The sequence below is a fragment of the Solirubrobacter deserti genome (genome assembly GCF_027587175.1).
GTDB classification, from domain to species: Bacteria; Actinomycetota; Thermoleophilia; order Solirubrobacterales; family Solirubrobacteraceae; genus Solirubrobacter; species Solirubrobacter deserti.
This window is the reverse complement of sequence record NZ_JAPCID010000015.1, coordinates 1-13,722: the sequence shown is the minus strand read 5'-3', so window position 1 is coordinate 13,722 and position 13,722 is coordinate 1. Positions and strand designations below refer to the sequence as shown.

11 protein-coding genes, 1 tRNA gene and 4 pseudogenes are annotated in these 13,722 nt (G+C 72.4%); 8 read left to right on the top strand and 8 right to left on the bottom strand.

Annotated features, from left to right (window positions below; genetic code table 11):
- Positions 1-331 precede the first annotated feature (331 nt).
- The 5 genes and pseudogenes from OJ962_RS34410 to OJ962_RS34405 all read left to right on the top strand — a co-directional run.
- Positions 332-1,351 carry a threonine aldolase family protein gene (locus OJ962_RS34410; protein ID WP_202958012.1) on the top strand — a complete coding sequence of 340 codons (1,020 nt, stop codon included), beginning with the start codon at positions 332-334 and terminating at the stop codon, positions 1,349-1,351.
- Entirely contained in the window at positions 1,348-2,007 is a 660-nt protein-coding gene (locus OJ962_RS12335; protein WP_202957950.1) for an NUDIX hydrolase, read from the top strand. The genes OJ962_RS34410 and OJ962_RS12335 overlap by 4 nt, the downstream gene beginning before the upstream one ends.
- A 123-nt stretch (positions 2,008-2,130) precedes the next feature.
- Positions 2,131-3,717: an Ig-like domain-containing protein gene (locus OJ962_RS12330; RefSeq protein WP_202957951.1), complete on the top strand. Its 1,587-nt coding sequence runs from the start codon at positions 2,131-2,133 to the stop codon at positions 3,715-3,717.
- 38 nt (positions 3,718-3,755) lie between these two features.
- Positions 3,756-3,829: transfer RNA gene (locus OJ962_RS12325), tRNA-Arg, on the top strand.
- A gap of 195 nt (positions 3,830-4,024) precedes the next feature.
- A pseudogene (locus OJ962_RS34405) lies at positions 4,025-4,189 on the top strand (alpha/beta hydrolase fold domain-containing protein); the annotation flags it as partial.
- 140 nt (positions 4,190-4,329) lie between these two features.
- On the opposite strand, the gene OJ962_RS12315 reads toward OJ962_RS34405, so the two are convergent.
- Entirely contained in the window at positions 4,330-4,539 is a 210-nt protein-coding gene (locus tag OJ962_RS12315) for a hypothetical protein (protein ID WP_202957953.1), read from the bottom strand.
- 510 nt (positions 4,540-5,049) lie between these two features.
- Between OJ962_RS12315 and OJ962_RS12310 the strand changes: the two genes are divergently transcribed.
- Positions 5,050-5,331 carry a hypothetical protein gene (locus tag OJ962_RS12310; protein WP_202957954.1) on the top strand — a complete coding sequence of 94 codons (282 nt, stop codon included), beginning with the start codon at positions 5,050-5,052 and terminating at the stop codon, positions 5,329-5,331.
- Here OJ962_RS12310 and OJ962_RS12305 read toward each other — a convergent pair.
- Entirely contained in the window at positions 5,321-6,241 is a 921-nt protein-coding gene (locus tag OJ962_RS12305) for a methylenetetrahydrofolate reductase (protein WP_202957955.1), read from the bottom strand. The genes OJ962_RS12310 and OJ962_RS12305 overlap by 11 nt on opposite strands.
- 348 nt (positions 6,242-6,589) lie before the next feature.
- On the opposite strand from OJ962_RS12305, the gene OJ962_RS34400 reads away from it, so the two are divergent.
- Positions 6,590-7,342 (top strand): Rid family detoxifying hydrolase, encoded by a 753-nt coding sequence (locus OJ962_RS34400; RefSeq protein ID WP_407697508.1) that lies wholly within the window; start codon positions 6,590-6,592, stop codon positions 7,340-7,342.
- Between the two features lie 87 nt (positions 7,343-7,429).
- Here the strand turns inward: OJ962_RS34400 and OJ962_RS34395 are convergent.
- Together OJ962_RS34395 and OJ962_RS12295 are read right to left on the bottom strand one after the other, a co-directional pair.
- A pseudogene (locus OJ962_RS34395) lies at positions 7,430-8,389 on the bottom strand (SGNH hydrolase domain-containing protein); the annotation flags it as partial.
- 161 nt (positions 8,390-8,550) lie between these two features.
- Positions 8,551-9,627 (bottom strand): NHL repeat-containing protein, encoded by a 1,077-nt coding sequence (locus OJ962_RS12295; RefSeq protein WP_270006365.1) that lies wholly within the window; start codon positions 9,625-9,627, stop codon positions 8,551-8,553.
- A 10-nt stretch (positions 9,628-9,637) separates the two neighbouring features.
- Here OJ962_RS12295 and OJ962_RS34390 point away from each other — a divergent pair.
- A pseudogene (locus OJ962_RS34390) lies at positions 9,638-9,739 on the top strand (YciI family protein); the annotation flags it as partial.
- 44 nt (positions 9,740-9,783) lie between these two features.
- Here the strand turns inward: OJ962_RS34390 and OJ962_RS12290 are convergent.
- The 4 genes and pseudogenes from OJ962_RS12290 to OJ962_RS12275 all read right to left on the bottom strand — a co-directional run.
- A complete protein-coding gene (locus tag OJ962_RS12290) occupies positions 9,784-11,565 on the bottom strand; it encodes a hypothetical protein (protein ID WP_202957962.1) in 1,782 nt (593 codons plus the stop codon).
- Between the two features lie 43 nt (positions 11,566-11,608).
- Positions 11,609-12,550: a DUF6777 domain-containing protein gene (locus OJ962_RS12285; protein ID WP_202957963.1), complete on the bottom strand. Its 942-nt coding sequence runs from the start codon at positions 12,548-12,550 to the stop codon at positions 11,609-11,611.
- 108 nt (positions 12,551-12,658) lie between these two features.
- A complete protein-coding gene (locus tag OJ962_RS12280; RefSeq protein ID WP_202957964.1) occupies positions 12,659-12,823 on the bottom strand; it encodes a hypothetical protein in 165 nt (54 codons plus the stop codon).
- Between the two features lie 47 nt (positions 12,824-12,870).
- A pseudogene (locus OJ962_RS12275) lies at positions 12,871-13,722 on the bottom strand (hypothetical protein); the annotation flags it as partial.

Below are 13,722 nucleotides of genomic sequence, written 5' to 3'. Positions count from 1 at the left end.
GCTGCCGCCGCGGCGGCGTTCGGAGCGCTCGGAGACGCTGACCAAGATCCAGGCGATGTCGACCGAGCTCGACCCGCCGCCGTCCAGCTCGTCCGCGCCCGTCGTCTACGCCATCAACCCGGATGTCCACATGAGCACGGGCAAGACGCTCGCCCAGATCGCGCACGCCGCGGTGATGGCGGACGCGCTCGGCCTCGACGTGAGCCGCGCGCGGGTGATCGTCCCGGAACGCTGGGACGCGATGGACAACTGCGTCGCCGAGGTGCGCGACGCGGGCCTGACGGAGGTCCCGCCGGGAACCGTGACCGTGCGCGTCCTAAAGTCACCGCCGATGCGCGCCTTCGCCTCCGACAACTACGCCCCGATCCTCCCCGAAGCGCTGGAGGCCATCGCGGCGGCCAACACCGGGCACGCCGTCTCCTACGGGGCCGACGAGTGGACCGACCAGCTGCGCGACCGGGCCGAGGACGTCTTCGGCACGCGCGACATCTATCCCGTCTTCAACGGCACGGGCGCGAACGTGGTCGGCCTGCGGGCGATGCTGCGGCCGTGGCAGGGCGTCGTGTGCGCCGAGACCGCGCACCTGAACGTGGATGAGGGCGGCGCGCCCGAGGTCATGGGCGCCATCAAGCTGCTCACGGTCGCCACACCCGACGGCAAGCTGACGCCGGAGCTCGTGGACACACGCGTGATCCGGATCGGCGATGAGCACTCGGTGCAGCCCGGCGTGGTCTCCGTGACCCAGTCGACCGAGCTCGGAACGCTCTACAGCGTCGACGAGCTGCGCGCGCTGGCCGATCACGCGCACGCGCACGGAATGCTGTTCCACATCGACGGCTCGCGGCTGGCCAACGCGGCGGCGTCGCTGGACGTCTCCCTGCGCGAGGTGGTCGAGGGCGCGGACGTCGTCTCCTTCGGCGGGACGAAGATCGGCCTGCTCGCGGCGGAGGCGGTCGTCGTCCTGCACCCGGAGATCGCGCCTTCGCTGCTGTATCTGCGCAAGCAGTCGATGCAGCTGGCGTCGAAGATGCGCTTCATCTCGGCGCAGCTGCTCGCGCTGCTCGAGGGCGACCTGTGGCGCCGCTCGGCCGGCCACGCCAACGCGATGGCGGCCCGGCTCGCCGACGGCGTGCGCGAGGTGGTGCAGCTCACCCAGCCCGTCCAGGCCAACGGCGTGTTCGCGATCCTGCCGCCGGGCGCGGCGGAGGAGCTCCAGCGCGAGTTCAAGTTCTACGTCTGGAACGAGCACACCGGCGAGGTGCGCTGGATGTGCTCCTGGGACACGACCGAGGAGGACGTCGACGCGTTCGTCGCCGCGGTCAAGAACGTCGTCGGCGCCGCGGTGCAGTGAAGGCCACGAACACCGCGGGCTACGAGGCGCCGATCGGCCTGACCGCCGATCCCGTGGTGTTCACGCTGCTCGACGGGCGCCTGTGCGTGCTGCTCGCGCGCCGGCTGGAGGAGCCGCAGCGCGGGCTTTTCTCGCTCCCGGGCGGGTTCGTGGGCGCGAGCGAGAGCCCCAGCGAGACCGCCGAGCGCAAGCTGCGCGAGAAGACCGGCGTCGGGAGCGTGCACCTGGAGCAGCTGCGCACGTACGCCGATCCGTCGCGCGACCCGCGCGGCTGGCTGCCGTCGATCGCCTACATGGCCCTGGTGCGACCCGAGACGCTGCCGGAGGACGGGCCGGCGGAGCGCGAAGCGTCCTGGCATCCCGTCGACCGGCTGCCGGAGCTGGCGCTCGACCACGCGACGATCGTCGACGATGGCATCTGGCGCCTGCACGCGCGCGTCGCCGACAAGGTCTGGTTCGTGCGCAAGGCGCTCGCGCTGCTCCCGGAGCCGTTCACCCTCAAGCAGGCGCAGCTGCTGTACGAGGCGCTGCGCGGGGAAGTGGTGGACGCGGCGAACTTCCGCCGCGACATGCGCGCCACCGGGCTGCTCGAGGACACGGGCTCCCAGCGCTCGGAAGGGCCGGGGCGGCCCGGCCGGCTCTACCGCCGCGTGTAGACGGCGCGCGCCAAGGTCCCGCCAAGGATGCGGCAAGCCCGCGCGGCTTTGCTTGCGCGGCACCCGAGCCAAGGATGTCCTCCCGTGTCCATTGCCAGTCGTCTCGCCCTGATATTGATCGCTGTGTTCGCCGCGACCGCCTCCCCGGCGTTCGCGGGCGGCACCCTGCAGGTGGACATCTCCGGAGCGGGTGAGGTCACCGGGTCGGGGGGCATCGCCTGCGAGCGTGCGCCGGGCGGCCAGGCTCCGAAGGGCACGTGCTCAGGCGCCTACCAGGGCACGCTGCAGTGCACGACCGGCCCGCGGCCGACGTGCAAGGAGATCCCGGCGATCGTCGAGCTGACCGCGCACGGCACGGCGAACGGCTTCATCTTCGACGGCTGGTCCGGCGCCTGCTCCAACCAGGAGGTCACGTGCACGCTGTCGATGACCCGGAGCTTCGACGTGACCGCGGTCTTCAAGGACATCCAGGACCCGGGGATCACGTTCGGAGGGGTCACTCCGACCGTACGCGGCGCCGTCACGCTGCAGTCGACGGCGACCGACAACGGCGGGGTGGCCCGGGTCGACTTCACCCTCGGCGGCGTGACGATCAGCGACCCGGTCGCGCCGTACTCCGCCACCTTCAACACCGCGGCGCTCAAGGACGGGACCGTGACCGCCGTCGCCACCGCGGTCGACACCGCCGGCCGGACCAAGACCTCGCCCGCCGTGAACACCGTGATCGACAACGCCGCCCCGTCCGTCACCGTCGGCGGCCCGAACGGTGCCGTGTTCCGCTCCGGTGGCACGCAGTCCTGGACGATCCAGTCGTCCGACGCGACCACCGGCGTCGCCTCCGTGGCCTGCAGCGTCGTCCCGGCCGGCGCGCCGGCCGCCTTCTCGAGCTGCAGCGCCGCCGGCGCCCACAGCGTGTCCGGCAAGCCACACGGCGCCTACGTGTTCACCGCGCGCGTGACCGACAAGGCGGGCAACGTGACCGACGTGGCCCGCGCGTTCGCGATCGACGAGGTCGCGCCCAAGACGGCGGTGAGCGCCGGCGTCGCCGACGGCGCCACGACCTCCGACACGGCGCTGACGTGGGCGTTCGGCGCAGACGAGCCCAACGCGGCGTTCGCCTGCCGCGTGTACCCGGCGGCGCTGACCCCGGGCGCGTTCGCCCCGTGCTCGGCGGCCGGCGCCCACACCGCCGCGGGCTTCTCCCCGGGCGTCTACACGTTCGAGGTCCAGGCGACCGACGCGGCCGGCAACGTCGAGACCGCCCCGGTCAAGCGCACGTTCACGGTCGTCCCCGCGCCCGCGCCCGCGGCTCCGCCCGCCGGTCCCGCCGGCCCGTCCGGCCCCACGGGCTCGACCATCCCGGGCCTGAACGCCACCGGCAAGTCGGCGCCGCAGATCAACGTCACGTTGACCTTCACCTTCAGCAACTCGACCAAGAAGCAGACCAAGCTCACCTCGCTGGTCCTCAAGGGCGTCCCGGACGGCGCGACCGTCTCCACCAAGGGGTTCAAGAAGACCAACGCCTCCGGCACCGTCTCCCTCAAGAAGCTCCTCAAGAAGCCGTTCAAGGCCGGCTCGACGATCGTCGTCACCGTCTCCAAGCCCGGCATGGGCACCGCGATCAAGACGCTCAAGATCCTCCCGCGCAAGACCCCGGTCGTCACGACCCAGTGCCAGGCGCCGGGCGCGGCCAAGCCGGTGCCCTGTTAACGGAATCCGGCGGCGCAGCATCTAAGCTGCGCCGCCAGGCCCCTGTAGCTCAGCTGGATAGAGCAGCGGACTTCTAATCCGCAGGTCGTTGGTTCGAATCCAACCGGGGGCGCTTCGGATTCGCCGTCGGTCCGGCGCGGTTTGCATCGCCAGGGGGCTCCGGTGGCTCGCGTCCGGGATGCCGAGGAGCGCGGCTGCGAACGACCGTATGGCCTTCTCAGGACCGCGCGCTGGTCACGCGGCACGCGCTGCTCGCGCGGCTCGCGGGCTCGGGCGCGCACGTGACGCTCGTCTCGGCGCCCGCGGGCAGCGCGAGGAGATCACGGCCTCGCCGCTGCGCGCCAGGACCGAGCAGCTCGCCGGGCTCCCGCCGGCCCTGGTCATCACCGCCGGGGCCGACGTCTTGCGCGACGAGGGCGAGGCCTACGCCAACCAGCTCCGCCAAGCCGGCGTCCCGGTCGTCGCCACGCGCGACGAAACGGTGGCGTGGTGATTGCAAGGGCATCTGATACCGGTTGACAGCTCTCGCGCGCGGTGAGAGGTTCCGCGCACGCGGATGGTCCGCAGCTACGGCGCAACCACGCGGTCGTGGCGGCGGCTCCGAGGTGTGTCTCAGTCGCGCAAGGCGCTCAGTCGATCAACGCGACGCCAGCACGCCAGATCCACAACGCGCTTCTGTACGCCGCTGACGTGACGTTCGACGGCGAGGTGACGCTCGCCGATGCCAGTCGCTCGGATTTCGCCGGCGCGGTCGTCGCCGCGGCCGATCGAGGCGGCGACGGACGCGTCTCGCACAGCGAGCTCCGGCGGTTCGTCGAGCACGCGGCTGGACGTGACCGGACGACGTCCAGTCGCGAACTGCGGACGATGCTGGACCAGCTGGGGGTTGGCCCGCGCCCACCTCGGCCCACGAGCACCCGAGGGCGTGCGTCACGCGGTGACGGCGCTCAGATATGCCGCCGACCGCACGTTCGACGGAACGATCGACCGGCGCGACGCGCGCGGGTTCGCCTTCGCCGGCCGGCTGCTTGACGCCGCCGACCGACGGTCCGGCTCCCGCCACCGCGACGCCCGGCTATCGAGCCAGGAGTTGCACGCCTTCGTCGGCCGCTACGCCGGCAGCGACGGACGAGTCTCCAGCGGCGAGCTCAAGCGCATCGTGGCGCGACTCGGTGGGTGGCCGGCGAGTCGCCCGGGGGGCCTGACCGCGCCTGCTCCGCCTCCCTTCGTGCCTGCTCCTCCCGCGCCCCCCGCGCCGGCTCCGCCGCCACCGCCACTGCCCCATCGCCACAGCCGCCCCCGCTGCCGCTTCCCGAAGCGTACTTTTCCGCCGTGGCGAGCTTTCACTTCGCCCGGCTCGACCAGAACGCTGACGAACTGGTCGACTCGCGCGACGGACAGAGCACCGTGGACGCGCTCGCGCGCATGGGCACGACGTCGATGGTGTTTGAGGAGATGATCAGGTTCGTGATGCGCTACGACGCCGACAACAGCTTCGGTCTCAACCAGGCCGAACGAGCAGCGGTCCAGGTGGCGATCTGGGGCACCGGTCCCGTGCCGGCACCGCTTGGCATTGTCTCGCTTCGGCTGCAGTCGGCTGCTCTCAGCTCCTGAGCTGCGCTCGGAGCGCTTCGGCGAGGCGCACTGACGCTTCGATCTCCACGCGACGGATCGAGACGCTCTCGACGTTGATGCCGAACGGAACGTCGAGCGCGCGGCAGAACGCAATCAGCTCGGTGGCGGTCGCCAGCGCCTGCTGGTAGGACGCTTCGAGCGGGTCGGCGGCGTGTCGGAGGTCGTTCTCGATCCACCGCGGGACGTCGACGCCGAGCCACCGCAGGAAGGCCAGCGTCTTCATCGATCCGCACACCGAGAACGTGAAGACGAGCGGGACCCGCGGCACGCCGCGCGACCGACACTCATAGTGATAGTCGGAGACGAAGCTCTTCGCGGCGTTCAAGTCGTAGACGACCTGCGTGACGAAGAACCGGCAACCCGACTCCTGTTTGGCCAGCAGGCGCAGATGCTCGTCCTCGCGCCGGCTGTGGCGCTCAGGGATCGCGACGCCGCCCAGCGTGAGCGCCGCGTTGGCCTCCCGGCGCAGCGCCTGGGCGTCGGCGAGCGACATTCGAGTGGCCGCGGCGCTCGACGCCGCTCCGACCAGGACCGTCATGACCCGGGCGGGATCCTGCGCCGTCAGCCACCCCCGCAGCTCCTCGGGCGCGTACTTGCCCACCGCGCGATACACGATCACCGGCGTCGGCCACGCGTCGAGGTGATCGGCGAGGTAGTCGGCGGGATCCAACGTGGGCATGAACGGGAACGGGCGCTCGGCCGGGTTGCGCTCCGCCTCGTCGGCGATGTCGTAGAGGATCAGGCCGTCGAGGCCGAGCGGACGCAGACGGGCGGTGGTCACGTCGGCGATCTCGCGCACCTGCCCGGGTTCCGTCGCCAGCCGCGGGGGCGTGAGGGCGAACAGCAGGAACTCGCCGTGACCGGTCTCGATGCGGCGGATGAGATTCACGGGCGGAACCGTACCGGCGGGTCAGGGACCGCGACCACGCCCGTGGAGTCGAGCTTTGAGCGCGAACCCAGCCCGGCACCGACGTCCTCGGACGTCCACACCTTGGTGCCTGACGGCGCTACTTCGCAGTACGGACGGTTTCTGCGGCCGGCGCGCCCGGGGTGTCTGTGGGCGCAGACGGGGCATCACCGCCCGCCTCCGCCCTCTCTCGCTCGTCGATCAGCTCGGGAAGCAGGTACCAGAGCTCGTTGCCGCGACCTGTCTCCGCCACTTCCGCGGGAAGTCTGTCGCGATAGGCCTTGCGGATCGGCGCGCTTGGGCCGGTCACGAGCGCAGGTTGGCAGCATCATGGGTCTCGGGGTGGTCGTGGCGTCCGCGGCGCCATGGGCGCTTGGAACCATCGCTCTGAGCGGCGGCGGGGCGGGCGATGAAGATCCCGAGGAGGGCCGCGAAAGCCGCGGCCACGATGCCACCGAGAGCGGTGGCGACGAATCGAACCTCCGCTTGTCCAGCGCGCTCAGGGTTGAGCGACCGTTGTACGCGGATGCTCTCAGCCGGGCCGCGGCGTGTCACTCCGCGCGTGACGCGCGTCCTGTTCCTCGCCGTCGATCTCCCCCGGCCGGAGGTCGCGACCCACGATCACATCGGTCGGGTCGATGTCCGCGGGCGGACCTGTCGTCGCGCGTGGCGCGATGGCGGCTCGTAAGGGAGACTTGCTCGATGACCAGACGCGCAGTGTCCAGCGAGCAGGCGCCGGCAGCACTCGGTCCGTACAGCCAGGCGATCGTCGCCAACGGCCTCGTCTTCTGCTCCGGGATGGCCGGCATCGATCCGACGGGCGCGATCCCGGAGGGGATCGAGGCTCAGACCGAGCAGGCGCTGACCAACCTGGCGCGCGTGCTCGAGGCGGCGGGCGCGTCGATGGACGACGTGGTCAAGACGACGATCTTCTACGCCGACGTCGAGGACTTCGCTCGCCTGAATGAGGTGTACGCGCGGCACATGCCCGACCCGCCGCCGGCGCGCTCCGCTCCGGCGCACGTGCGGCTTCCGCGGGGTCTCCTCGTCTCGATCGAGGCCATTGCGGTCCTTCCGACCTGATCGTGGGCCGTGGCCCGGCGCTGCGACTGCCGACGGTCGTGACGGACGCGTGCCGGCGTGTTTGGTCAGCGCGCGGTCCAGGAACGGTCCGAGCGTGCGGGCGAAGACCTGCGTGAGGTGGTCGGTGTCCTTGTGCACGAGCGCGCCGCCGATCACCGGATAGCAGCGCCGCGAGTCGCAGAACTGGCGTGTCAGGTCGATGGCCGGCCGGCCGGTCGCACGCGCGGCCGCGGCGGCTGGATCCGGAGCGAGCCGGCGCGGGTACGAGCAGGCGCCTTCGAGCGGGCGCTGGTGAGCCATCCGGCGACGGACGCAGTCCTTGGTTGCGATGGGCTCCGCGGGCGCGTCGCGGACGACGATCACGTTCCTGTCGGCCAGCTCGGAGAAGCGCGCGATGTAGCCCGCCAGACGGGCGGCGTGCGCGCTCTGGCCGGGCGCGGGCATGACGAACTGCTCGGCCTTGCCGGCGACGAAGATCGTCCGGATCTCCGGGTGGTCGTGCAGCCACGACATGACGTCGGCGTTCCATTGCGGGCAGCGTTGATCGAACGGCGGCCCGGCGCCCGTGGTCGCCGTCGAGAACATGCACAGCGGCACCGAGGCGTCCTCCACTCGCCAGTTGCGTCGCCTGGCGACGACCGCGAGCGCCGGGCGCATGTGCTGCGCATGGCTGTCGCCGATCAGCGCGACGGTCGCGCTTGGGTGGGTCGCGCCGAATGTGCACGGCGAGAGCTGCTCGGTGACCTTGTGGGGACGGCACGCGAAGTTGGGATTGAGGAGGGCCTGATCGGGGGTGGGCGCGACCAGTCGGGCCAGCCCGGGGTTCAGGCAGCGACGTTCGGGGTCGCGTGAAGCGGCGCCGAAGCAGTGCGGCGCGGCCTCCGCCGCCGCGGCGACGGCCAGAGCCGCAAGTGCGAGCAGTGCGCAGGCGAGCGCGCGGGCGGACCATCGGCCGCGACCGTGCGGTCCTGCGGCCGGTGTCCATCCGGGTGCGGCGGACGTTGCGAAGGGATGCACGCGCGTGCAGCGCGCGCCCGGACCATTCATCCGGCGAAAATACGGTGCGGCGGCGAACCTGTGCGCTGCACGTCCGACCAGGTGCACGGCGCGACGGAAGCCGGTTCAGCCGACGGAGGGGCCTGTACGGCGGGTTGAGCGGCCCCGCGATCACCCACCCGCGTCGCGCGACGCGCTCCCGGTCGCGGGCGTCAACACACGAATCGAGCACGGGTGTTGGGGACGCCGGTGGCAGCTCCGGTGGCGCCGGCCTGGGAGCGCATGACCATGAAGCGAGGGCCGACGATGTCGCCGCCGCCGTCGAAGCGCACCGCGCCGATGATCGTCGTGGTCCGCAGACGCCGGAGCCAAGCGTTGACCGAAGCGCGCGTGCCGTCGGAGCGCGCGACCGCGTCGAGCAGCGCTTCGGCGGCCGCGACGGCGGCGAGCGTGGAGGGCCGCGGAGGCACGGGCAGGCGTCTGGCCGACATGCGGCTGCGGGCGTCGAGCGCTGCGAGCGGCACGTTGCGTCGTGGGTCGATGCGAACGACCTTGCCGTCAGCGGCGTCCAGCACCCAGACGCCGCCCTCACCGGCGGCGATGCGCGTCGGGCGCTCGCCGACGCGGATCGTGGCGGTCACCGCGTTGAGTTGCGGATCGATGCGGCTGGCCGTTCCGGCCAGGCTGTTCGCGACCCGGATCGAGCCGAAGCCGCCGACCACCGCTGACGGCCCCGCGACCCGCCCGCCGGCCGCCGCGGCGATCGGGATCCGAGCGCTCAGCCGGCCGGAGTCCGGGTCGAGCCGGAGGACGCTGTCGTCCGCGGCGCTCGCTGCCCACAGCGCGCCGGCACTCAGCGCGAGATCGAGCTCCCCGACATGGCCACGCGGACACCGGTCGGCGTACCGCTGGACGTCGAGCCCCAAGACTTCGTGGCCGCTGCGCTCTCGCCGGACGGCCGCCACCTGTTCGCGCTCTCCACGAGCCGTACCGCACTGCGCTGGGACCTCTCGATCCGCGTGTGAAAGCAGCACGCCTGCCGCGTCGCCGGGCGTGAGCTGACCTCGCGCGAATGGCGAGAAGCCCTCCCCGCCATGCCGTACCGAACGGCCTGCCGGCCAGGCTGAGCGCCACAGGCCCGCGCGGACGAACGTCACCCCGCAGTTGACGCCGCGAGCGGGGTCGCGCCAGTTTCGCGTGCGCGTGTCGATTCTGCGCTCCCGCCCGCGGAGTTCCTGGAGGCCGTGACGGCGTTCGACGAGTTCCACGCCGAGCTCGCGCGGCGGCATCGCGTGGCAGGGCGAGCCCTTGCAGCCGTCGGCGACCGCGACGACCGCGACGACCGTGCGTGGGCGCGACGGTCGTCCGACGGTGACCGACGGGCCGTTCGCCGATCTCAGGTGTACGCCTTCTCCACCGTCGGCTAAACGTCGCGCGGCCGAGCGTCAGCCCGATTCGCGGATCGCGCCGCGGATGCGCGGGCGCTTGGCCGCGGCGCTCGCGCCCGCGCTGCAGGCCGGGCGGTTCTCGCCCACCCGGTAGGAGCGGGTCTGGACCTTCTGGCCCGAGCGCACGCAGTAGAGCTTGCCGATGCCCGCGAAGCCGGGCTTGGTGATCGTGACGTCGATCGCGGCGCCCGGGCGCAGCGAAGCACCGTTCACCGCGGCCAGCAGCGACATCGACCCGCGGGCGGACTTGCCGACCGAGAAGCTTCGGGCCAGGGCACCGGGGCAGGCGCTGCCGCGGCAGCGGACGGTGACCGTCGCGCCGGCGGGCACCTTGCGCGCCTCCAGCTCGGTGAAGCGGACGCGGTCGCTCGGGGATTCGTAGCGCAGCCAGCGGCCGTAGATCGTCGTGCCGCGGGGCAGGGACTGCTCGACGCGGAAGCGGATCGTCACCTGCGAGCGCTTGCCGCCCGGGCTGGTGTAGCGGAAGACGACCGCGCCGGAGCGGGACGCGCGCAGGAAGGCCCGGACCGCGCCCCGCTCGCCGGTGCGGGCGGTCGCGTTCCGGGTCCTGCCCCCGATCGTGGTGCGGATGTCGATCCGCGTGCGCTTGGGCGCCGAGCGGCGGACGCCGCCGACGGTGCAGGTCAGGCGGCCCGCGAAGCGGTAGCGCTTGTTGCGCCGCAGGACGATGACGCCGCGCGTGGTCCGCAGCGGCGGCTGGTCGAGGACCATCGTCAGGGCGGGGTTGGCGCACGTGCCCGGCGACGACGCCTGGGCGCCCTGGACGCCGCCGCCCGGGCTGCCGGGCTGCGGGATCAACGGGTCGGTGAAGCTCGAGCCGATCACCAGCGAGCGCTGCGGGATGTTCTCGATCAGCTGCCGGTTGATGACCTCGGTGCCGCGGGTCATGACCGTGGTCGCGTTGCCGGCGTGGTCGGTGACGGTCACGGTGATCACGCGCAGGTCGGCCGCGGTGAAGCTCTCGGGAAGCGAGGTCGTGTCGAGGTTGAGCTCCACGCGCCCGCGGGTGATGCAGCCGACGGGCTGGAAATCGACGTCGTTCTGGCCGACGAGCCCGTATGCCAGGTCGACCGAAGCCGGGTCGCTGGACAGGTCCTTGCAGGCCGGGTCCGGGCCGCCGAACGTGGCGCGACCCTTCTCCACGCCGTCCACCGCGAGCACCGCTTCCTTGAGGCCGACTCCGTTGTCGATCGCGCTGACCTCCATCTTCATCGCGCCGGAAGCCGGGTTGCGCCAGCCGGCCACCGCGCCCGTGGGCGCCGCGGTGTCGCTGACCCGCATCGCGAGCGAGGAGACCTCGGCGCCGCCCGGGGTGTCGCACCGGGTGGCGACGCACTGGACGTCGAAGGCCACGCGCGAGCCGGTCGCGTCGTACGCCGCCGCGCCGTTGACCGGGGCGGCGGTCTCCAACGGCGTGTCGCCGACCAGCAGCTGGTAGCGCTGGCCCTCCGTAAGGCTCACGTTCCGGTTGAGCTTGACGCTCCTCAACGTCGTCGGGCTCGGCACGGAGAACGACCACCCCGCGCGGCCGGAGGCGGGGCGCGCGGTCAGCGCGCGCCCGGAGGCGTCACCGCAGCGGTTGGCCGCGGCGTCACCGCCGGCTCTCGAGGCGCGATCGCCCGTCTGGGGCAGCGGCTGACCCTCAGGCCCCTGGCAGACCCACAGCCACACGTCACCCGCGTTCGCCGCCGGCGCCGCGACGCCCGCCACGGCGAGCGTGCCGCACAGCGCCAGCAGCAGACCGGCGAGTCGGCGCATCGATGCGCGAAGAGCGACCGTCACCGAACAACCGAGCACGGGGTCATCCCGAGCCCTCGTAGACGATCTGCGTGCGGTAGCGGATGACGGGCTTCTCGACCACGACCGTGCGCGTGCGCACGACCGGCACCTGGACCGTGCGGGTGCGGGTGCGACGGACGATCACGGTGCGCGTGGGCCCCGGGACCCGCTTGATCTTGATGACGGGCGGCTGGGGCGTGCCCTCCTTGGTGACCGTGACGGTCTTGACCACCGTCTTGCCCTCGGCGTCGGTCTCGCTGCGCTGCTCGACCTGCTGGACGGGCAGCCGCTTGACGACCTGGATCGTCGTCGGGCGCGTGACCGGCTTGGCGTCGGACTTCACGTCGCCCTTGGCCGGCGGCGGCGCGGGGTGCACAACGTAGGACGGGGAGCTGAGCAGCGGCGGCGGCGCCTGGAAGGTCTCCGGGCAGCCCTTGCACTCCTCCTTCTCCGCGATCACCGGCGGGCGCAGCGGGCTGCCGCTGCGGCAGCGAACGCGGACGACGTCATCGGCGTCCACGAGCACCGCGGTGCCCTGGGCGAGCATCGCCTGCGCCGGTTCGGCGCGGCCCTTCACGAACGCGTGGTCGGTGACGCGGGTCGGCTCCACCAGGGTGACCGCGCGCAGCTTGCGGATGTAGCCCGCGACCGCGTCCGCGGTCGGGCGCTGGCCCTGCACGCGCGCCCAGGCCTTCAGGTGGTCGGGCTTGGCGGCCAGCGCGGCGACCAGCCGCTCACGGTCGCACACGTAGTTGGAGCCGGTGCCCCCGAACTGCGCGGAGCTCTTGATCGTGACGAGGCTCTTGACCTCGGCCGGCGGCGTGAACGCGGCGAGCTGCGTCGACGAGGCGGGGATGAAGGGAACCTCCTCCGCCTTGGCCACGGAGGCCTCGCGTCCTCCACCGACGAACCACCCGGCCGCCAAGCCGGCGGCGAGGACCACGAAGAGAAGAGCGACTCGCACCGCACGGGGGTGCTCACGGAATCCAACCACGTTTGGGATCCCTACAGACTCCGGAGAGCCAGCGCAATCACTGGCCCGGGCCGCCGAATTCTGGTATGCAGGGTCGAGCTAGGACTGTGCGGTGCGCAGCTCCGACAGCTGCGCACGCAGGGTCCGGACCTCTTCACGCAGGGCCTCGACGATCTCCTCGAGGTCGGCGTCCGGAGGCTGCAGCAACCCGTGCACCAAGGCGTGGTGACGGACCACATCGATGTCGCGACGCGACAGCAACATGTTCTGAGGATTACCCGCATCCAAACGACCTCGAACCGCCGAACTGGCTAGCGGGGCTCGAGCGGCTGCACGATCGCGCGCGCCGCGCGGCGGGCGCTGTCGGCGTCCTTCGCGAGGCCCGTGACGGCGAAGAACGTCCCGCGTTCCTCGAACACGTAGCTCAACCCGTGAACGCGTCCCTGCTGGCGGTCGTCGTAGGTGAAGACGATCTGGCGGACCTTGCGCCCCTCGATGGTCTCCGTGCCGACATCCGTGGGCTCGAACGAGTCCAGCGTGAGGCTGAAGTTCGACTGGATGATCTGCGCGACGTTCTGCAGGCCGACGCCCCGGTCCCAGCGGTTCTCGGGCGAGTGGTCGAGCCAGGTCACCATCGGCCCGCTCGTCACCGCCGCGCGTTCCCACCGCTGGTCCGACGCCTGGCAGTAGCCCGCGTTGCCGCCCTCGCACATCGTCGACCAGCCCGCGGGCAGCACGAGCCGGTACGCGTCGCTCTCGAGCTCCTGGGCGGCCGGCGCCTCCTGCTTGGGCGCCGGTGTCGCGGACGCGGCGGGCGGCTGCTCGGCGGCGCCGTCGGGCCGCGCCAGGAAGGCGCCGGCGGCAGCACCGCCGGCGAGCAGCACGAGCACGACCAGCAGGCCGAGCCGGCGCCCGCGGCGGCGCTCGCCGACCGGCGTCGGGCCGGGCGGCGGCGTGGGGAGCGGGCGCTGCGGGGAGAAGGTCGCGTCGATGACCGGCGGCGGCGTCCCGTGCGGCGGCGCGCCCAGGGGCGTGGGCTGCGGCGGCGGGCTCGCGTAGCCCGCCTGGCCTGGCGGCGTTCCGTGCGGCGGCGCGCCGACGGGCGTGGGCTGCGGCGGCGGGCTCGCGTAGGCCGCGTGACCGGGCGGGGTCTGGTGCGGCGG